Source organism: Streptomyces sp. NPDC000134 (genome assembly GCF_042899225.1).
Lineage (GTDB): Bacteria > Actinomycetota > Actinomycetes > Streptomycetales > Streptomycetaceae > Streptomyces.
Genome location: NZ_JBIAZN010000018.1, coordinates 53375 through 72585, shown reverse-complemented (window position 1 = coordinate 72585; position 19211 = coordinate 53375). Strand labels below are relative to the sequence as shown.

11 protein-coding genes and 1 pseudogene are annotated in these 19211 nt (G+C 73.4%); 7 read left to right on the top strand and 5 right to left on the bottom strand.

Annotation, left to right across the window (positions count from 1 at the left end; translation table 11 throughout):
* Positions 1–2 precede the first annotated feature (2 nt).
* Positions 3–2405: a GMC family oxidoreductase gene (locus ACFY32_RS25385; protein WP_359198057.1), complete on the bottom strand. Its 2403-nt coding sequence runs from the start codon at positions 2403–2405 to the stop codon at positions 3–5.
* The gene (locus ACFY32_RS25380) at positions 2402–3520 is read right to left on the bottom strand and encodes an alpha/beta fold hydrolase (protein ID WP_359198060.1); all 1119 of its coding nucleotides are present in this window, start codon (positions 3518–3520) and stop codon (positions 2402–2404) included. The genes ACFY32_RS25385 and ACFY32_RS25380 overlap by 4 nt, the downstream gene beginning before the upstream one ends.
* 434 nt (positions 3521–3954) lie before the next feature.
* Between ACFY32_RS25380 and ACFY32_RS25375 the strand changes: the two genes are divergently transcribed.
* Positions 3955–4893, top strand: a complete 939-nt coding sequence (locus ACFY32_RS25375) for a LysR family transcriptional regulator (protein WP_359198063.1) — start codon at positions 3955–3957, stop codon at positions 4891–4893.
* Between the two features lie 5 nt (positions 4894–4898).
* Positions 4899–5750, top strand: coding sequence for a PaaX family transcriptional regulator C-terminal domain-containing protein (locus ACFY32_RS25370; RefSeq protein ID WP_359198065.1), 852 nt, complete (start codon positions 4899–4901; stop codon positions 5748–5750).
* Positions 5751–5771: 21 nt separating this feature from the next.
* Here the strand turns inward: ACFY32_RS25370 and ACFY32_RS25365 are convergent, their stop codons facing one another.
* The 3 genes from ACFY32_RS25365 to ACFY32_RS25355 form a co-directional block, all read right to left on the bottom strand.
* Entirely contained in the window at positions 5772–7163 is a 1392-nt protein-coding gene (locus ACFY32_RS25365) for an alpha/beta hydrolase family protein (RefSeq protein ID WP_390675347.1), read from the bottom strand.
* Positions 7160–8518 carry an MFS transporter gene (locus ACFY32_RS25360; RefSeq protein WP_390675380.1) on the bottom strand — a complete coding sequence of 453 codons (1359 nt, stop codon included), beginning with the start codon at positions 8516–8518 and terminating at the stop codon, positions 7160–7162. The genes ACFY32_RS25365 and ACFY32_RS25360 overlap by 4 nt, the downstream gene beginning before the upstream one ends.
* 168 nt (positions 8519–8686) lie before the next feature.
* A complete protein-coding gene (locus ACFY32_RS25355; protein ID WP_390675346.1) occupies positions 8687–9634 on the bottom strand; it encodes an endonuclease/exonuclease/phosphatase family protein in 948 nt (315 codons plus the stop codon).
* 666 nt (positions 9635–10300) lie between these two features.
* Between ACFY32_RS25355 and ACFY32_RS25350 the strand changes: the two genes are divergently transcribed.
* The 5 genes and pseudogenes from ACFY32_RS25350 (at position 10301) to ACFY32_RS25330 (ending at position 19170) form a co-directional block, all read left to right on the top strand.
* The gene (locus ACFY32_RS25350) at positions 10301–11803 is read left to right on the top strand and encodes an acyl-CoA carboxylase subunit beta (protein WP_390675345.1); all 1503 of its coding nucleotides are present in this window, start codon (positions 10301–10303) and stop codon (positions 11801–11803) included.
* A 139-nt stretch (positions 11804–11942) separates the two neighbouring features.
* A pseudogene (locus ACFY32_RS25345) lies at positions 11943–12572 on the top strand (ACP S-malonyltransferase); the annotation flags it as partial.
* Positions 12573–12618: 46 nt separating this feature from the next.
* Complete coding sequence (locus ACFY32_RS25340) at positions 12619–13254, top strand: phosphopantetheine-binding protein (RefSeq protein ID WP_390675344.1); 636 nt, start codon at positions 12619–12621, stop codon at positions 13252–13254.
* A complete protein-coding gene (locus ACFY32_RS25335) occupies positions 13254–18209 on the top strand; it encodes an SDR family NAD(P)-dependent oxidoreductase (protein WP_390675343.1) in 4956 nt (1651 codons plus the stop codon). Before ACFY32_RS25340 ends, ACFY32_RS25335 begins: the two co-directional genes overlap by 1 nt.
* A 97-nt stretch (positions 18210–18306) precedes the next feature.
* Positions 18307–19170: an SDR family NAD(P)-dependent oxidoreductase gene (locus ACFY32_RS25330; RefSeq protein ID WP_359198083.1), complete on the top strand. Its 864-nt coding sequence runs from the start codon at positions 18307–18309 to the stop codon at positions 19168–19170.
* Positions 19171–19211: the final 41 nt, after the last annotated feature.

Below are 19211 nucleotides of genomic sequence, written 5' to 3'. Positions count from 1 at the left end.
CCTCAGAGATAGATGTGGCGCAGTCGGCCCAGGAAGAACCGGCCGAACTGTCCCACGGCCGCGGGGCCGCCCGGCCCCGACGCGCGGAAGCTCGCGAGCTGCCGGGCGAAGTCCAGCGGACGCAGCCGCAGGGTGCCGGTGGCGGTGGTGCCGTGCGCGTCGTCGGGCGGGCTCAGCCGGAAGGGCAGTGTCGTCGTCTCACGCCACAGCCCGGACGGGGCACCCGCGGTGAGCCGCTTGCGGCCCAGGAGGACCAGCTCGCGCCCGGCGCCGTCGGTGAGGCCCAGCCGGTACTCCATGGTGCGGTCGGTGCCGGTGCCCGGGTCGTCCACCGGGAAGAGGGCCAGGCGCCCGTCGAGCAGGGGGCGCCGGCCGCCGTGCGCCGGCAGGTCGAGCCAGCCGTCCACCCGTGCCTCGTGATCCGGGTCCGCCAGGAACGCCGGTACGTCGTCGACCGTCACCGTCAGCCGCGCCGAGCAGCGCAGGGGCGCCGCGTGCCCGGGGCCCCGTACGGCGCAGAGGTGCTGGGCCGGGGAGGTGTAACGGCCGGTCATGGACTCGGTGAACACGAGGGAGGTGGCCGGGGTGTACCGGCGCGGGGCGGCCGGCGGGCGGGCGCCGGGTTCTTCCGGTCGCGTGGGCCCCGGCCGGCGCGCCGCCCCGGCCGGTGCCCGCGTCTCCAGCAGGCGCTCGCTCATACGGTCGGCCAGCGCCGCGATGGTGAGCGACGGATTGGTGCCCACCGGACCCGGCAGGGCCGAACCGTCCGCGATGTACAGGCCGGGGTGGCCGTGCACTTCGCCGAACGGATCGCAGACACCGGTGTCGGGGTGAGCGCTCATGGGCGCGCCGCCCACCGGATGGGCCGCGACGACCCTGCGGGCGTACCACAGCGGATTGTCGACGTAGGCGGCGCCCATGGCCCGTGCCGTGTCCCGCATACGGGCGCGCAGTTGCCGGAAGTACGCGGCCGAGGCGTCCATGGTCCACGCCACGTCGAGCCGTCCGTCGCGCAGCGTCATCACCCCGTCCGGTATGTCGCGCCCCATGCCGAGCAGCGGCAGCGAGGTGCTGCTGAGCAGGCCCCGGCCCACCAGGTCGGACAGCCCCTTGGACAGCGCCGGATCGGGGTGCGGCGTCAGCCGTGCGCGGACCCGGCCGAGCGCGAACCGCGCGGCCCGCGACAGCCCCTGGGGCGCCCGCGCGCTCTCCACCAGCCACTGCACGAACTCGGGGTAGCCGCCGTCCTCGATGTATCCGCCGCGCTCGGACAGCCCGGCCGCGGCGGCCCGTGGGCCGTCGTCCAGCGCGTCGGGCAGCCTCAGCGCGCCCGTGACCACCGGGCCCCGGCTGGGCAGCAGCGGCCGGGGCCGGCCGTCGTCCCGGGCGCCGACCGCGAAGCCCAGGAGGTCGCCGTTGGTGGAGAACCGGGTGCCCAGGGCCGGCCCGAGGGCGGGCAGGTGCTTGCGCGAGCGCAGCAGCAGATACGTGGTGCCGTACGTGCCGGCCGCCAGGATCAGCCGGTCGCAGCCGATCGTGGCGGGCACCGGCCCGGCCGCCGGCCCGTGCGGACGCTCCGTGGTGTCGCGGCGTACGTAGTCCACCAGGTAGCCGCCGCCGGGGCGCGGCCGGACGCGCTGTGCCTCGTGGCCGGTGCGCAGGTCCGCCCCGTGGTGCCGGGCGGCGGAGAGGTAGGTGTGGTCGAGGGTGTTCTTCGCGCCCTCGTTGCAGCCGAGGTCGCAGGCGCCGGTGAGGCGGCAGGTCCGGCGGCCGACGCCGTGCAGATTGCCGTAGGGCTGCTCGTCGACCGGCAGGCCCGGTACGGGATCGGCGGCCGGGCCCGGGGCGAAGCTGACGGCCAGCGGAGGCAGCCGGAAGTCCAGCCCCAGCCGGTCCGCGGCGGCCCGCAGGGCGTGCGCCTTGGGCGTGTCGTCGTAGGGCGGCCGGTCCAGGGGGTAGGGGGTGGCGCCGAGCATCTTCTCCACGGCGTCGTAGTGGGGTTCGAGGTCCGCGCGGCCGAGCGGCCAGGACTCGTGTCCGCCGCCGGGCAGGGGCTGTGCGTCGACGAACCAGTGCTCGTCCTTGCGCAGCAGCACATTGGCGTAGATCAGGGACCCGCCGCCCAGCCCCGCGGCCACCACCGAGTCGAAGGAGCGGAAGCTGCGCACGTCGAACAGGCCGTGCAGGCCGCCGGCCGGGGCCCAGAACGCCCGGCCCAACTCCTGCGGGGTGCGCGGGAACCGGCCGGGCGCGTGGGCGCGCCCGCGCTCCAGCAGTACGACGGAGTGGCCGGCCGCGGCCAGCCGGTAGGCGCTCACGGCGCCGCCGAAGCCCGAGCCGATCACCAGCGTGTCGACGTGCTCGGAGCCGCTGCCGCCGACGGGTGTCCTGCCGTCGGCGGTCATGACGCCTCCCCCCGGCGCACCAGGAAGTCGAGCAGGTGCGGGAAGACGTCCCGGTGCGCGTCCTTGCCGATGACCAGGTCCTGGTGCCCGTAGCCGGGGACGACACAGAGTTCGTACCGGTCCGCGCCGTGGGCGGCCAGCCGCCGGTGGCACTCGACGTTGGAGTCACCGAACACGTGGTTGCGGTCGCCCGTCAGCAGCAGCACGGGGGTCCGGTTGCGGGCCGCGTGCGCGAGGTAGTCGTCCGGGAGGGCCCGGTGCCGGGGGTCGGCCGGGGCGTACTTCACGGCGTGACCGGCCCTGACCACCTTGCGCAGATGGCGGTAGTAGGACAGCCCGGTGGGCCCGAGCAGGTCGGCGATGCGCTCGTGGGTCTCGGGTGCGAGGTTGCCGTGCAGGTACAGGGCCGGCCAGCCGCTTCCCCACATGAAACTCGCCATGTGGCAGGCGGGGTTGTCGCACTCCTGGTGCACCAGTGACACCAGGCGGGACAGCAGCCAGCCCGGTGTGAGGGGAGTGTCATGGGCGCCGCGCGGGTCGAGGCAGCGCAGCCCGCCGAGCCGTCCGGCCAGGACGGGCCCCAGCTCCAGCTTGACCCGGGACCACGACGGCACCCGGGCCACCAGGGCGACGCTCAGCGCCGTCATGCTGTGGATGCCGGTGACCGCGCCGCCGAACAGGCTCATCGCGAACGTCATGGCCCCCAGGCAGTGCGCGATGACGTGCACGCGCCGGTCACCGACGTGGCGGCGCAGTTCGGCCAGCGCGGCCGGATGGTCGTACAGGGCGACGTCGTCGAGCGTGTACCGGTGGGGCTCCGTGTTGTAGGGGAAGCGGCTGCTCATCCGGAAGTCGAGCGTCCACACCTCGCCGAAGCCGTGGTCCAGGAGGTGACCGACCAGGTTGCGGTGTTCGGGCATGACGAACATGTCGCTGGAGGAGGTCAGCCCGTGCACCAGCAGGACCACGTCGCCGCCGGGCTCCCGGCGGAAGCGCAGCATCTGGAGTCCGAGGCCGTCAGCGGTGGTGAAGGGGTGCACGGACGTTCTGGCGTCCGGTACACCCTCCAGGCCGTACCGCGCGATGGCCCTGGTCGTCGTCGAAGTGCCGTCCATGGTCCCCCTTTCGCGGCGCCGGCGTTCGGCCGTCGGTCCGTACGGCCACCGCACCGCCTCGAACGGACGCTAACGGCGGCCCCGCCCCGGCGTCGTCCCCCGGCCGATTGACCCTCCTCTCAGCCGGGGGCGGTAGTCCGGCACCGCGTACAACTCCCGCGGTAGCGGCGGACCGTCACGGCCGGCTCGGCACCTTCCGGAGGAGCGGAGGTGGTGCGCGCACCGGAACCCGGCCCCCCGCGGCCAGGAGCGGGCACGCTGTCCGTGTCCGGTGACGAGCCGGTCGGCACCCGCCCGGGGGCCTTCGCCGGTCCGGAGCCGTACGAAGGCGCCGGACGGGTTGCCGCTTGGGCCCTGCGACGATCGTCCGGCACCCCACCACCCCAGTCGATCCTGGGGTTCACTCCACCGACCCCAGGTGTAGCTTGGGCGCCATGACCCTGGACGACCTGCGCGTGTTCGTCGCCGTGTGCCGGGCGGGCAGCCTCAGCGCCGTGGCTCGTGACCTGTCCTGTACGCAGTCCGCGGTGAGCCAGCACGTCAAGCGCCTGGAGCGGGAGACGGGCGTGAGCCTGCTGGAACGCCAGCCGCGCGGGGTCGTCCCCACGGCGGCGGGCCGCATCCTGTGCGAGGCCGCCGCCGACGGGATCGCCGGGCTCGACCTCGCGCTGCGCCGCCTGGGAGACCTGGTGAACGGCGCAGGCGGCTCCGTGCGGATCACGACCGGCGGCACGACCGTCCGGCACTTCATGGCCGAGGCGATCGTCTCCTTCCGCCGGCGCTACCCGAAGGTGAGCCTGGAGTTCCAGACCGAGACCTCCAGCCGCGGCTGCTTCGACGCCCTCCTGGCCGGCAACCTCGACCTCGCGTGGATCACCGTCGGCGGCCCGGTGCGCGGCATCGAGCAGCGCCCCGTCGTCGAACTGCCCTGGGTGCTCGCCACCCGGTCCGACGATCCGCTCGCGGCCCGGACCCGCATCGAGGCCGCCGACCTGACGGGCATCCGCCTCGTCCGGCTGCCGCCGAACTCCACCTCCGGCGCCCGACTGGACACCGGCTTCGCCGAACTGGGGGTCCGCACCGGCTCGGACACCAGCGTCGCCGACTGGGACACGGCCCTGCTCCTCGCCGAACTCGGCCTGGGCCACGCCGTCGTGCCCGCCGTACCGGGCCTGACCGCCCCCGGCGGCAGCGCCCTGCGGCTCGTTCCCGTCCCGGCGCTGCCGCCGCTGCCGGTCGGCTGGGCCGTCCGCCGCTGGGACGCGCTCTCCCCGCTCGCCCGCAGCTTCGCCGACGCGGTCGCCGCGAGCTGCACGACGAGGCCCGCCCCGGCGGGAGCGGTGCCCGGCCGCCACGGGCGGGATCTAGACTGAGCCGGGTGACCAGCACGAGCGAAGACGTGGTGACGGGGGACGAGGAGGGCGCCGCGGCACCCGTCCGGCCGCAGTCGCTGATGCTCAGTTTCCTGGGCCTCTACGTCCTGGACCGCGGCAGCGCGGTGTACTCCGGCAGCGTCATCGACGTGTTCGCGCGGATGGGGGTCTCCGAGGAGGCGGTGCGTTCCACGCTGGCCCGGATGGTCAAACGCGATCTGCTGGTCCGTCACCGGCGGGGCCGCAGGATGTACTTCGGGCTCACCGCGCGCTCCAGCGAGGTGCTCAGGGACGGACACGACCGGGTCTGGGACGCCGGAGCGGTCAACCGCGACTGGGACGGGACGTGGACCCTGGTCGCCTTCTCCATGCCGGAGGCGTGGCACAGCCAGCGGCACGACCTGCGCTCACGCCTGGTGTGGGCCGGCTTCGGCTCCCTGCAGAACGGGCTGTGGATCGCGCCCGGCCGTATCGACGTCCCCGCCGTCGTCGCCGGGCTCAACCTCGCGGACCACCTCAACGTGATGTACGCCCACGCGGCGCCGCCCACGGAGGCCGCCCAGTTGATGAACCGGGCCTTCGACATCGCGAGCATCGCCGCGCGCTACCGCGCCTTCCTCGGCCGCTGGGACCGTCCGCGCCCCGTCCCGGACGTGACCGACGACCTCGCCCGGCAACTGCTGCTGCACACCGACTGGCTGCAACTGGTCCGCTCCGACCCCCGGCTTCCGGCCCAGCACCTCCCCGACGACTGGCCCGCCATCCGCGCGGAACGCCTCTTCCGTACCCTGTCCGCCCGGTACGACGCCCCCGCCAAGCAGCTCGCCGACGCCGTTCTCGACACCGTTCCCGCCTAGCCGGCGGCCGGTCGCGCCGGGTCAGTGCCGGGTGTCGCCGGGGTGGGCGAGGTCGTAGGGCCGGGGGTGCGCCGCCGGGTGATGGCGGACGAAGCGGGGCTCGGTGGTCGTCGCTCCCACCGCGCGGGCGCGGGCGTCGAGGACGCGGGGGTCGGTGGACCAGCGGCCGGTGGCCAGGCGGTCCTCGAGCGTGTGGACGGCGGCGATGGTCTCGTCCGGGGTGAAGGTGCAGTGACCCGGTGCGTCGACGGACGCCTGCGCGAGCATACGGCCGCTGCCGGCCGCTGCCGCGGCCCGTCGGTAGGCGCTCTCGGCGGACTCGGGGATGAGCGCGTCGCCGGTGGTGTGGAGGGTGAGCTGGGGGTCGGTGAGCCGGCCGGTCAGGACGCTGGTGGCGCGCATCCAGCGGACCGCCGCGCGGTCGGCGGAGATCCGCGGTGCGCGGTTGAGGGCGGCCAGGTCGGCGCCCAGCGGCAGTCCGGCGCTCTTGTACAGCTCGGTCACCTCCTTGTACAGCGGCGACCGGCGCAGCATGGCGGTGTAGTCGACGCCGGTGTTCCAGGAGGGGTTGCCACCGGCCCGCTGCTCGGCCTCCTGCCGCCAGGCGAACGCGGGGAACTGGAGCAGGGAGGCGATGGCGGCGTACTGGTTGGCCTGCTGGGTGTCCCGGTCGGCCGGCGCGGGCTCGGGCTGGGCGGCGTCGTTGTAGCCGGGGATGTGCTGGAGGGCGGCGGCCAGTGCCGTACGGGCGCGGCCCGCCGGGGACCGCTGGGCGGCGGTGACTTCGGCGCCGAGGGCGCGTGCGGCTGCCTGGGCCTGAGCCGGGTCGGTGAAGCCGGTGAGGGGGATGTCCTGGCCGGGCGCGAGCAGGGCCTTGAGCGCGAAGACCGGGTCGAGGGTGTTGTTCCAGTTGGCGATGCCGCCTTGCAGCATGCCGCACAGCGACAGTGAGCCGTCGAAGCGGTCCGCGTGCCGTTCGGCCAGCATGGTCGTGACGAAGCCCCCGTAGGAGGTGCCCCAGGCGAGGGTCCGCCGCGCGGTGCCGAACCGCCGCGTGAACAGGTCCAGCGTGGCGAGCTGGTCGGGGACGGCGTCGGTGACCGCCCAGCCGTTGGTCGCGTAGGAGGAGCCGATCAGCGCGTAGCCCTTGTCGAGGAGGGCGTCCCGGGTCGTCGCGTCGGGCGCGTTCTGGGCGGGGTTGGGCCAGTCGACGGGGGCGTAGCCATGGCTGTAGAGCAGGACGGTGCCGTTCCAGGCGGCGGGTATGTCCATCAGATAGGCCGCTCCGGAGGGGAGCCGGCCCTCCACCCGCGCGTCCTCGGCGCGCGTGTCACCGCCCGCCGTCGCCGCCTGGGCGGGAAGGGCGCCGGACGCCAGCAGGGCCAGGGTCACCAGGACGGTCGAGGCTTTCAACGGAGGGTTCCTTCGGGGCTGGGCGCCGAGATGCCGGGCGCGGGGGAGTCGAGGGTGTTGGTCCGTGTCTCGCGCAGGCGCCACACGGTCAGGGCGGTGATCGCCGCGCCGCAGCACAGCAGCAGGGAGACCGGTGTGCTGCCACCGCCGGTGGAGGCGAGGAGGCTGCTCGCGATGAGCGGGGAGAAGCCCCCGCCGAGCAGGGTCGCGCTCTGGTAGCCGAGGGAGGCGCCGGTGTAGCGGACCTCGGTGCCGAACATCTCGGTGAGCAGGGCGCCCAGCGGTGCGTACATCGTGGACTGGGCGATGCCGTGCCCGAGCACGCAGGCGAGGATCAGCAGGCCGGGGGAGCCGGAGTCCACCAGTGCGAGCACCGGGAAGGCGAGCACCGCCGAGGCGATCGCCCCGGCCAGGACCACGGGACGCCGGCCGACGCGGTCGGACAGCGCCGAGGCCGCCGGCAGCGCGAGCAGGGCGACGCAGGAGGCGGCGGTCACGGCGGTGAGGACCTGCGACCGGCTGTAGCCCTGGTCGACGGCGTACGAGATCATGAAGCTGGCCAGCAGTGACTGGGCGGTGAACGCGCCGATGCCCACTCCGGCCGCGCGCAGTACCGGCAGCGGACGGCGCAGTACCTCCACGATCGGCGGCCGCGCGGCGAGCCCCGCCTTCGCTTGTTCGAACAAGGGGCTCTCCGCCACCTTCAGGCGGACGAACAGACCGACGGCCAGCAGCACGATGCTGAGCAGGAACGGCACCCGCCAGCCCCACGTACGGAAGTCGTCGTCGGGCAGCGAGGAGACCAGCGTGACCACACCCGTGGACAGGACCGAGCCGAGCGGGGCACCGAGCTGGGTGGCGCTGGACCACAGGCCGCGCCGGGAACTCTGTCCCCGTTCGGCGTGTTCGACGACCATCAGCGTGGCGCCTCCCCACTCGCCGCCGATGGCCAGGCCCTGCATCACGCGCAGGGCGACGAGCAGCACCGGTGCCCATACGCCGATCGAGTCGTAGGTCGGCAGTACGCCGATGAGGAAGCTGCCGCAGCCCATCAGGGTCATGGTCAGCAGCATCATCGACTTGCGGCCCCTCCGGTCGCCGAAGTGGCCGAAGAGGATGCCCCCCAGCGGGCGGGCCACGTAGCCGGCGGCGAAGGTGCCGAAGGCCGCGATGGTGCCGACCGCGGGATCGGCGCCGGGGAAGAACAGATCACCGAAGACCAGAGCGGCGAGCGTGCCGTACACGAGGAAGTCGTAGAACTCGACGGCGGTCCCGAGCAGGCCCGACAGGGCCACCCGGCGCAACCGGCGGTGGTCCGTGGTGGGTCGACCGGCGGCGGAAGGGGAGGGGGACATCTGCACGATGGGCTCCTGGGGCTGTTGCCGATGCCCGAGGAACCTAGGTAGAAAGCTCACGGCCGTCAATATTCTGCACAACATAAAAGCGGCCGTTCCTCGGCCGTCCCGGCGGCGGGCGACGCCCGGCCCGCCGCCGCCGTACCGCTCCGGACCGGGCCCCGGGTCTCACTGCCAGGCGGCACCCCCGCGGTAGACCCGGTGGTCGGAGACGCGCCGCTCGCCGCCGTAGAGGCTGTCCCCCTCGACGGTCCGGAAGTCGGCGGAGCTGAGGAAGATGTAGTCGATCTTCTTCAGCGTCGGGGGATCGGTGGCCTCGGAACTGAAGGTGATCTCCCCGCTGCGGCCCCGGACGGCTCCCGCGGGCCAGGAGGCGGAGTAGTCCGCGTCCGACTCGTCGGCCTCGTGGAAGATCCCCTCGCCGCCGCTGTGGCTGTAGAACTTGTCCATGACGGGGTCCAGTGGCTCCGCGTTGAAGTCCCCCATCAGCACCACCGGCTTCGTGACGTGCCACCCGGCGGCCAGCGCCGCCAGGTTCGTCGCCTGCGCCGCCCGCTGCTCCGCGGAGGCGGCGGTGAGATGCACGGAACAGGCTTTCACGGGGCGGGCGCCGAGGGCGGTGTCGGCGCAGAGCAGGAGATTGGGGTGGTCCGCGGTGCCGAGGTTGTGCGTCTCCCTGGGGGTGGCGATGGGCTGCTTGGAGAACAGGGCCATGCCGAACCCGTCGCCCTCGGAGGCGTCGTGGTCGTCGCACTGCCCGCCGGTGCCGCTGCTGGCGTACGTCGCGTGGTACCCCTGGGCGACCAGGGCCGCGCGGATGGCGCGGTACTGGCTGTAACAGGCCTCGTTGAGGGTGACGATGTCCGGGCTGTAGTTGCCGACGGATTCCACGATCTGGGCCGCCCGCACGGTGACTTCCCCGCGGGAGTCGGTGCCGGGCAGGTAGTTGTGCGGGGCGTCGGGCCGCCAGCAGACGTTCCCGCACATGTTGAAGTGCCAGAACCTCAGGTCGGTGCCGGCCTCGGCCTGCGGGCCGCTGATCCCCGGCAGCGCGGTGAGCGCCAGCGCGCCGAAGGCGGCGGCCAGATGGCGGAGAAGGCGTCTCGGTCGTGTCATGGCGATGATTCCTCCGAAGCGTGCGGTGTGTACGTCGCGTAGAACTGTCCGTTCCTACGACGAAGTCGCCGCCGCTGTTGTGAGACCTGGCGGCAGTCGGCGGACAGTCCACCGTCGAGGGCGACAGGAGAGGGCGGCAGGAGAGGGTGGCGGGCCGGTCGCGGGACCGGACCGGCCGACCCGGCGGCTCCCGGCGCGCAATACGGCCCGGCGCGCAATACGTTTCCCACCGTGGAGTTCACGCAATCCGGAGCGCGGGTCCTGCTTTTCCGCTCCCTCCGTACACTCCCGGCGCCAAATAGTGCGCAGGGGCGCATGAAAAGGCATTCACGATCGCCGGGTTCGTGACTTGAACAACGCGCTGCCTCCGTCCGGCGAGGGAAAGGAATGCCGCCATGAGACTGGTGTGATGTGCTCACCGGAGACGGAGGTTGCTTTTCGGCCAACCTCCCGGCCTGTCTTTTATCGCCCGAAGTCAACGGGTACCGTGAGCGAGGTCGCAGCGCATTCTGCCTGTATCCGCCCACCTGTGAGATCTTTTCGCCCCGCTCCCTGACAGCGGCATGGCCCGGGTAATCACCTCCCGGCATCTCACGAATTGGGTGTCCGACACGGACGCCGGCCCGCCGGTGTCACTTTCCGGGAATTTCCTGCCCTGTCTGGCCCGTGCAGGGTAAATGGCGTCTCAAGGCGCCGGACAAGCGTGAGCACCAAGGAGGTGCCTTGACCAGTGTCTCGCCGGGGACAGCGCGGCAGAAACGTTCCTCCCCCCACACTCGGCTGGCCTGCCTCGTCGACCCCGGAAGCTTCTCCGAATTCGGGAAGAGCGCCCTGGCCAGGCCGTTCAGCGGACTGGGCACGCGGCCGGAGGGAGACGGCGTGGTCACCGGGTCCGGATCGGTGGACGGCCGGACCGCATCGGTGTTCGCGCAGGACAGCGGTGCTCTGGGCGGCTCGCTCGGCGAGACGCACGCCCTGAAGATCGTGCGCCTCCAGCAAAGGGCCATGCGCTCCCGCCATCCCCTGGTCGGCCTGGTCGACTCGGCCGGAGCCCGGATACAGGAGGGCGTCGCGGCGCTGGACGGATACGGCGCCATCTTCCGGCAGAACGTCCTGGCGTCAGGGCGCATCCCGCAGATCTGCGTGGTCCTCGGCGCGTGCGCCGGAGGCGCCGTGTACTCACCCGCGCTCACCGACATCGTGATCATGCAGAGCGGACGCGGGCAGATGTTCCTCACCGGACCCGCCGTGGTCAAGGAGGTGACGGGCGAGGACCTGACGGGGGAGGAGATCGGCGGGGCCCGCATGCACAGCCACCACTCCGGCCTCGCCCACCTGGTGGCCGACGAAGAGGCCGGCGCGATCGGACTGGCGCGCCGCGTCCTGTCGTACCTGCCGGACTCCTGCTGGCACACCCCGCCGGCGGTCGCCGGGCGTCCGGCGGGGCGCATGCCCGCCGTCCCGTCGGAACAGCGCAAGGTCTACGACGTGCGAGCGGTCGTGGGCGGGGTCGTGGACGGCGAGTCCTTCCTGGAACTGCAGCCGCACTTCGCCCCCAACCTGATCACCGGGTTCGCCCGCTTGGAGGGCAGGTCCGTGGGGATCGTCGCCAACCAGCCCCTGCGGCTGGGGGGTGTGCTGGACGCCGCCGCCGGCGACAAGGGCGGGCGCTTCGTGCGACTGTGCGACGCGTTCGGAATTCCACTCGTCGTCCTGGTCGACACACCCGGATTCCTCCCCGGACGGGACCAGGAGAGCAAGGGCATCATCCGCCGGGGCGCGAAACTCCTCTACGCGTTCTCCGAGGCCACCGTGCCCCGTGTGACCGTCATCCTCCGTAAAGCGTTCGGAGGCGCCTACATCGCCATGAACTCGCGTTCACTGGGCGCCGACCGGGTGTACGCCTGGCCCACGGCGCAGATCGCCGTAATGGGGGCGGAAGCAGCCGTCGGCATCATCCACCGGCGTGAAATCGCCGAACATCCGCACCGCCGGTCCCGGCTCGTCAGCGAATACCGCGAGCACGTGATGACACCACAGCGGGCGGCCGAACTCCTCGCCATCGACGCCATCATCCAGCCGGCGGACACCAGGACGGTGCTCGCCGCGGCTCTGCGGGAAATCGGGCACCCCCCACCGGTATTCCGGCATGACAACCTCCCGCAGTGACATGCCGTCGATACCGCGCGGGCGACTTCGCGTCCGGTCGGCGAGACCGCGGCGAAATCCCCGGCTCCGACCCGCTCAGCGGCTCACCCCCGCCGGATGAGCGGCAATTCGTACCGCCCCCCTCACGAAAGGGTCAGTGATGTCTCCACGCTGCGCAGTGATGTTCCCCGGACAGGGTGCCTACCTTCCCGGAGTCCTCGCCGAACGGGTCCGGCACTTCCCCAGGGCCGTCGAGGTGCTGGAGACCATCGACCAGGTCGCGGCGGAGCGAGGTTTCGAGCCCGTGTCGCCCTTGCTGCTGGAACGGGACGCCATCGCGTTGGAGGACCTCCTCGCCAAGAACAGCGACCTGCTGGATCTGGCCATCTACGCCACCGACGCGGCGGCCCACGAGATCCTCACCGCGGTGGGCGTACGGGCCGATGTGCTGGTCGGCCACAGTTTCGGGGAGTTCGCCGCGCTCTCGGCGGCGGGAGTGGTCTCCGTCGCCGACGTCGCCCGCATGGCGTGCACCCGCACGGACGCCTTCCACCGGGCCGAGCCGGCCGACGGCGGGCTGCTGGCGCTGGACATGCCCGCGTGGCGCGTGGAGCACCTGGTGGGCCTCCTCGACGACCCCGGCCTCCGCCTGGCGATCGACAACGGGCCGGGGCAGACGGTCCTGTCCGGGCCGGCGGCCTCCTTGCGCGCGGTGGAGGAGCTGTCCGCGGGCCTGGGATTCCGGGCCACCCGGCTGCGGGCCCGGTACGCGTTCCACAATCCGCTGCTGCACGGCGCCGCGGACGTCTTCCGCGCCTCGACGGCCGACGGCCGACGTGCGACTGAGCGAACCGCGGACGGCGGTCTTCTCCCCGGTCCTGGGCCGGTACGTGCGCACGGCCGCCGACGCCCGCGAGGTGATCGACCGGAACATGGTGTCCCCGGTGCACTTCTACGACGGGCTGCTGGCCCTGTTCCGTACGGGCACCCGGGTGTTCGTCGAGGCCGGCGCCCGCCAGGCGCTGACCGGCATCGTCCGGGCCTCGCTGCCGCCCGCCGCCCGCGCGCTGCCCCTCCTGCCCAGCCGGGGTGACATGGAGGACGTGATCGCTTCGCTGACCGGGGCGGGATTCCCGGTGAGCTGGGACCCGTCGTCCGCCGGCTCCGTCCAGGACGACGCCGGCACCGACGCCGACGAGCGGTCGGCGCCCCCCGCTCGGCAGGAGCCGCCCGGTCACGGCGACGTGCTGGCCGAACTGGCGGACCTGTACGCCCAGGACCTCGGGTTCCCCGCGGAGATGCTGACCCCCGACATCGACCTGGAGGCCGACCTCGGGGTGGATTCCCTCAAGCAGCTCGCCCTGTTCCAGCGGGTGCGCGAACAGTACGGCCTGGCCGAACCGCCCGCCGAGCGGCGGGTCCGCGCGACGACGCTGGGCAGGATAGCCGAGCTGGTGGAGGAACACCGCTGATGACGTGCTACGGAACCGACGAGCTGATCGCGGTGGTGGGCATGGGCGTCGCGGTCCCCGGCGCCTCCAGCCCCGCCGAGTTGTGGCGGGTGCTCAACGGCCCCCGCGACGTCTTCGCCGAACCCGGGGACCGCTACCGGCTGGACCGCTTCTGGTCGCCGGACCGGGGGGAGACCGACCGGACGTACGCCCGCCGGGCCGGCTATCTGCACGACTTCCGGCCGCACCACCGCCTGGCGGCGCAGGACGCGGACGGAAAGCGCGGCGACCAGGCCGCCCGGTGGCTGCGTCACTCGCTCCTCCAGGCCCGTACCGGCGTCGGCATCAGGGCCGGTGACCGGTGCGGGGCCTACGTGGGCGCCTGGCCGGGCGGCAGCCAGAGCCTCGTGGGATCGGTCCTGGTCGAACTCCTGTCCCGGCCGGGGCCGGGCGAGGCGCTGGACGAGGAGGTGCGGGCCGCCCTGCTCGCCCACTACCCCCACGCCGTACCGCTGGAGCGGGCGGCCACCCCGGACGCCGTCGTGCGCCAGGTCTTCACCGGACTCACCGAGCAGGTGACCGAGTCGTTGGTGGTCGACACCGCGTGCGCCTCCTCGCTCTACGCGGTCGACCTGGGCTGCAAGTCGTTGCTGGCGGGCGAGTGCGAGATCGCGTACTGCGGCGGAGTGAACGTCATCGACCCGACGATGGCGGTGATGTTCGCCAAACTGAGCGGTCTCTCCCCCCAGGGCCGGGTCCGCGCCTTCACCGGGGACTCGGACGGGACACTGTTCAGCGACGGCGCCGGCATGGTGACGCTGAAGACGGTACGCCGGGCACGGGAGGACGGCGACGAGGTCCTCGGTGTGCTCCTCGGCTTCGGCGGAGCGGCCGACGGCCGGGGGAAGTCCATCTCGGCTCCCAACCCGGCCGGGCAGCGCCGCGCCGTACAGCGGGCCCGGTCGGTGTGCGGCATCACCGGTGAACAGGTCGACTGGGTCGTGGCCCACGGCACCGGCACCCCTGCCGGGGACGGCGTCGAGTCCCAGGTCGTGGCGGAGCTGGGTCCGGCGTCCGGCCAGTGGACCAGCAGCAACAAACCGGTGTTCGGCCACACCGGCTGGACCGCCGGGGTGCTGTCCCTCATGCACGCGCTGTCGGGGCTGCGCAAGGGCTGGATACCCGGGCAGTTGGGGGCCGCGGAGCCCGTCACCCGGGTGAGCGGAGCGAACATCAGGGTCCCGGGCAGGCCGGTGCGGTTCGCGCCGCGACCGGACCGGCGCCGCGTCGTGGGGGTGTCGGCCTTCGGCTTCGGCGGGACCAACGCGCACCTGCTGGTCGCCGACCGGGCCGACGACGACCGCCTCCGATCGGGGCGCGCCGTACGCCCCGACTCCGGCGAACTCGCGCTCGTCGCCTGGTCGGCGCACCTTCCCGGCGCGCCGCCCCGGACCGCCGTACAGGAATGGCTGGGCGGGTCGGGGACCGCCCCGGCGGCGCGCTTCCCCCACCCCTACCCGTCGCCCCCCGCCGCCGAAGCGCGGCTCTCCGCGCGGACGTTGCCGTCCGTCGACGCCGGCCAGCTCATGGCCCTGCAGGCGGCGGCGCGCTTCGTGCGGGAGCACGGGGAGCCGTGGGCGGACATCCGGGAGAGCACCGGGGTGATCGCCGCCCACACCGGGATACCGAGCGGGCTGGTGGGGACGGCGGTGCGCTGCTACGCCGACGACGCCGCGGCCGTCCTCGGCCGGCAGCCCGGCGACCGGGACTTCCGGCATGCCCTGCGGCACCTGGAGAAGACCCGGCAGCGTTACCCCGCGACGACGGAGGACACCCAGGCCGGCGTACTGCCCAATGTCATCGCCTCGCGCATCGCCGCCCGGTACGACCTGCACGGCCCGACCATGGCCGTCGACGCCGGCCTGGACAGTACGCTCGCCGCCCTGCGGGTGGCCCGCCACTACCTCGGCACGGGCGAGCTGGAGCTGGCGCTCATCGTCGCCGTCAACGGCAACGGAAGCCCGGAGAGCGCGGCTCTGGCGGGCATCGCGGCGACGAAGCTGGGCGAGGGCGCGTTCCTGCTGGCGGTGACCACCACCCGAGCCGCGGCGGCCCGCGGACTGCCCGTCCTGGCGAAGCTGTCCTTCGGCGAGGGCGGCCGGGAACGGCCCCGGTCACCGGACCGGAGTTACCTCGCGGCCGACCACGCGGTCGCCCTGCTGCGAGCGGTGCAGCGCGAGACCCTGCCGACCCGGCTCCCGGCCCACCACACGGACAACGCCCTGCTGGTGTCCCCGCCGCGCCGGGGAGCCGAACGGCAGGACGGCGAGGAAGCCGTACGGCAGGAGGGCCAGGAATCCGCACCACGGGACGGCGAGGAACCCGTACGGCAGGACGGCCAGGAATCCGCACCACGGGACGGCGAGGAAGCCGTACGGCAGGACGGCCAGGAATCCGCACCACGGGACGGCGAGGAAGCCGTACGGCAGGACGGCCAGGAATCCGCACCACGGGACGGCCGGGCACCGGAGCGGCTGACCCGCCGTTACCGCAAGCGGCTCGTCGCCGAGCCCGCCCCGGCTCCGGGCGAGTGCGCTCCTGGGGCGCCCGCCTCCCTGCCCCGGCGGGGCCTGGTGCTGCTGGCGGACCCGGCGGCGGGCGACCGGGTCCGCGAAGACCTCGAAGCCAGTGACTCCTTCGTGACGGAGCTGCCCGTCGCCCGGGACGGGTCCCTGTCCCCGGCGGACGTCGACCGGTTGCTCGCGGTCGCCGACACCGCGGCACCGCACCTGACCGTACTCGGGGACCTTACCGGCCTCTCCATGCCACGGGCACTGGCCCTCCACGACGCGGTGTTCCTCCTCGCCCAGCGCCTGTGGCCCCGCTGGGAACCGGAAAGCTCCCTGGCCGTCCTCCTGGGCGGAGCACCCGGCTGCCGGTCGGCCCACCCCGCTGCCGCGCTCTTCGACGGCTTCGTCAAGAGCCTGCGCTGGGAACGCGAGGGCAGCGTCGCCTTCACCCTCACGTCCGACGAACCGGTCACCCCGTCGCTGCTCGGCCGCCTGGCCCGGGAACGCGGCGCCCGGCCGTCGCCACCGCCCGTTCTCCGCCACCTCCAGGGGCGACGCTGGATCGAAGCGCTGCACCCCGTGCCCTTGGCGGAGACCCAGGACCTGGCACCGGGACTGTTCGAGGACGGGGAACCCGTCGGTGTGGTCACGGGCGGCGCGGGAGACATCGTCCAGGAACTGCTCGGCGCCCTGCCCGCGCGGAGGCGCCCCGCACTGTGGCTGCTGGGCCGCACCCCGGCCCGACCGCTGCCGCCCGAGCTGGAGGACGCCGTCGGCGGCCGGGGTGCCGCCGAACGCGCCGGACTCATACGTCGTCTCCGCGCCGCCCATCCGCAGGCGTCCGTACCCGAACTCGTGGCACGGGCCGACGCGTTGCTGAGACAGCGCAAGACACACCTCGCCGTCCAAGCCCTGCGGGACCGCTTCGGCGAGCACAAGGTGCACTACCTCGCCTGTGACATCCGGGACCGCGAGGCCGTGCTGTCGGCGGTCGCGCGGGTGCGGGAGGCGCACGAGCGGGTCGACTTCGTCATCCATGCCGCAGGACAGGTCTCGTCCGCCCTGCTGGGCAAGAAACGCCTGGAGACGTTCCGCGCCGTACGGGACACGAAGGTCCTCGGCCGCCTCCACCTCAAGGCGGCACTGGGCGCGCACCAGCCGGCACTGTGGTGCAACATCGGCTCCTTCTCCGGGGCCGCGGGAGCGCCCGGCGACACCGACTACGCCTCCGGGAACGCCTACCTGGACGCCGCCGCCGAAGCCGTCACCGGCTCCCGGGAAATCACCGTCAACTTCACGATGTGGCGGCAGACCGGCATGGGGTCCGACCCCCTCTTCCAGGAACACGTCTCCCGGCAGCACCGGTTCACGCCGATCACCACCGCCGAAGGCACCGCCCAGTTCCTCCAGGAGTTCGCCGCCGCCCCACGGGCCGGCGGTGCCTCCACCTACCTGGGACGGACGGAAAGGGAAGGGCTGCGCAGCCACCTGCCCGGCCTGGTCCGGACCGAGCCGCCCGCGCACCCCGCGGCCCGGCTCTGGCCGGCGTGGCGCACTCCGTGCCCCGCCGCCGACAACGGCACATGGGCCTGCCCGATGGACCCGGAGAGCGACCCGCACCTCTTCGACCACCTGGTCAGCGGCAAACCGACCGTACCGGGGACCTTCATCCTGGACATCGCCGCCCAGGCGGCCGAGGCCCTGCTGCCGGGGACGTTCGCCAGCGGTTTCCGCGACGCGCGTTTCGACACCTTCATCCGTCCCTTCAACCGCCGCGAGCCCTCTCCGCTCCGTATCAAGGCCCGACTGGCGCACCGTCCGGCGGGCGACGAGGACCGGGCGGCCGTCGAAGTGAGCGTCCACTCGGACATCCTCGGACCGGACGGCCTGATGCGGGAAGCGGCCCTGCGCCACTTCCGCGCCGAGGTGCTCGTCTCCCGCACCGCACCGGCCCCGCCGCCGAACCGGCGACCCGTGGCCGGCCCCGCCGCCGAACCGGCCCAGGACCCGTACGTCCTGCCCGGCGCCGGCGTCTCACTGCGCGGCCCCTTCCACAACCTGTCGCACTGCTCCGCCGACGCCTCCACCGCGCACGGCACCTGGACCCCCCACCTCGCCGGCTACCCGGGGCTGCGCACCATGGCGATCCCCGCGCTGCTCATGGACGCGGCCCTGCGCACCTCGGCCCTGCGCCCCGCGGGCCACCAGCGGCCCTGGTACGTGCCGCAGGCGCTGGCGCGGGCCGAGTTGTACACGAACGGCGCGAACGACCACGACCTGCTGCTGCGCCACGGACACTCGCTGCGGGTGTCCCGCGACGCCGACGGCGTCCTCCGGGCCGCTACGGCGGAGGGCCGGGTGCTGCTGGAGATGTCCGGCCCGACGCTGGTCGAGATGGCCGCATGAACCGGCGGAGGAGGCCCGAGCCCGTCCGGCCGCCCGGCGTCGGCACCTACCGGCAGCGCACCACCGCACCGCTCCCGACGCGAAGGACAGGTAGACGATGAACGGCAAGTACTGCGTGGTCACCGGAGCGACCTCGGGCATCGGCAAGGAGATCGCACGCGGTCTCGTCGCCTCGGGCGGTCGGGTGGCGTTCGTCTGCCGTGACCGCGGCCGCGGCGAAGCGACCCTGGCCGAACTGCGCCGGGAGCGCCGGGACGCCGACGTCCGGATGTTCGTCGCCGATATGTCGGTGCTGGCCGACGTCCGAAGGGCGGCCGACGAGATCTGCCGGGCGCTGCCGCGTCTCGACGTCCTGGTCAACAACGCGGGCACGCACGACCTGCGACCGGCCGTCAGCGCCGACGGCTTCGACCGGATGATCGCCACCAACCACCTGGGGCCCTTCCTGCTCACCAACCTGCTGGCGGACCTGCTGGAACGCGGCGCCCCCTCCCGTATCGTGACGGTCGCCTCCGAATCGCACCGGAGCGTGGTGCGCATCGATCCCCGCGCCTTCGCCGACCCCGGCTCCTACGGACCGGTCGGCTCCCTGTCGGTCTACGCGCGCTCAAAACTGCTCAACGTCCTCGTGACCCAGGAGATCGCCCGCAGGTGGGGCGCCCGGGGCATCAGCGCCCACGCGTACTGCCCCGGCCTGGTCTCCAGCGGCCTCGTCAGGAACATCCCGCTGGGCACCGCCCTGTTCTCCCTCGCGCGGCGCACCCCGGCCGTCCGGGACGCGCGGCAGGGCGCGGAGCCCGCCCTCCGACTGGCCGGCGACAGGTCGTACGCGGGCCGCAGCGGCGAGTTCCACTCCACGGTCCCCGGAGCCGTCCTGCTGCCACCGGCCCTCCACCGGTTCCGGCCCGGACTGCAACGCGCGGTGTGGGAGCGGTCCGAGGAACTGGTGGGACTCCGATGACCCGCCCCGCACGCCCCGCCTCCGATGCCCCTCCGGAAGGA

Coding starts and splice junctions, on each gene's coding strand:
- ACFY32_RS25385 (WP_359198057.1), bottom strand. CDS start 2,405: ATGACCGCCGACGGCAGGACACCCGTCGGCGGCAGCGGCTCCGAGCAC.
- ACFY32_RS25380 (WP_359198060.1), bottom strand. CDS start 3,520: ATGGACGGCACTTCGACGACGACCAGGGCCATCGCGCGGTACGGCCTG.
- ACFY32_RS25375 (WP_359198063.1), top strand. CDS start 3,955: ATGACCCTGGACGACCTGCGCGTGTTCGTCGCCGTGTGCCGGGCGGGC.
- ACFY32_RS25360 (WP_390675380.1), bottom strand. CDS start 8,518: ATGTCCCCCTCCCCTTCCGCCGCCGGTCGACCCACCACGGACCACCGC.
- ACFY32_RS25355 (WP_390675346.1), bottom strand. CDS start 9,634: ATGACACGACCGAGACGCCTTCTCCGCCATCTGGCCGCCGCCTTCGGC.
- ACFY32_RS25335 (WP_390675343.1), top strand. CDS start 13,254: ATGACGTGCTACGGAACCGACGAGCTGATCGCGGTGGTGGGCATGGGC.
- ACFY32_RS25330 (WP_359198083.1), top strand. CDS start 18,307: ATGAACGGCAAGTACTGCGTGGTCACCGGAGCGACCTCGGGCATCGGC.